The sequence below is a fragment of the Sulfitobacter sp. HI0129 genome, assembly GCF_001635395.1.
Classification (GTDB): Bacteria; Pseudomonadota; Alphaproteobacteria; order Rhodobacterales; family Rhodobacteraceae; genus Sulfitobacter.
The window spans coordinates 1-485 of the sequence record NZ_LWGH01000790.1 but is presented as its reverse complement, the minus strand read 5'-3'; the positions used below and the strand labels follow the sequence as shown (position 1 = coordinate 485).

The window sequence follows — 485 nt, the reverse complement described above, 5'->3', positions numbered from 1 at the left end:
GAAGAGGATCCGGACGGCGAGATTGACGAAACCCCCGCCCGCCCCGTGGAAAGCATCGCGGCCAAACTGCAGCGCATCCGCGCCGTCGTGTCCCAGCAGGAAACGAGCTTTGCCGAGGATACCGAAGAGGAAGAGGCGCCGGCGGCTTCCATGCCGCAGGACGACGCGGCCCGGGATTTCGCGCAAGGCGAGGACGTGCCGGAGGAGGAGCCGGTTCAGGAAAACGCCGCGCAGGATGATGCCCCCTCCGAACTGCCCGAGGCTGCAGAGGATGACACCGCCCAGGATGCCGTGACCGAACCTGTCGCCGAAGCGGAGGAGGAAGATCACGCCACGGCCCGGACGGTCTCAGCGGCCTCACAAACCTCCGGGAAGCGTCGAACGAGCGGAGAGAGGTCGAACCCAAACGCAACCTTTTCGTCGCCGTAGCGGCGGGCATAGCGCTTCCCATTGGGGCTATCGCGCCGGACAACAAAGCCAGTCTG

Annotated in this window: 1 protein-coding gene and 1 pseudogene; both read right to left on the bottom strand. The window is 66.0% G+C overall.

Annotation, left to right across the window (positions count from 1 at the left end; all coding sequences use genetic code 11):
- Window positions 1–330, bottom strand: a 330-nt coding sequence (locus A3764_RS24865) for a hypothetical protein (RefSeq protein ID WP_150122305.1), incomplete at its 3' end; no start/stop codon positions are given.
- 5 nt (window positions 331–335) lie between these two features.
- A pseudogene (locus tag A3764_RS24225) lies at window positions 336–485 on the bottom strand (helix-turn-helix domain-containing protein); the annotation flags it as partial.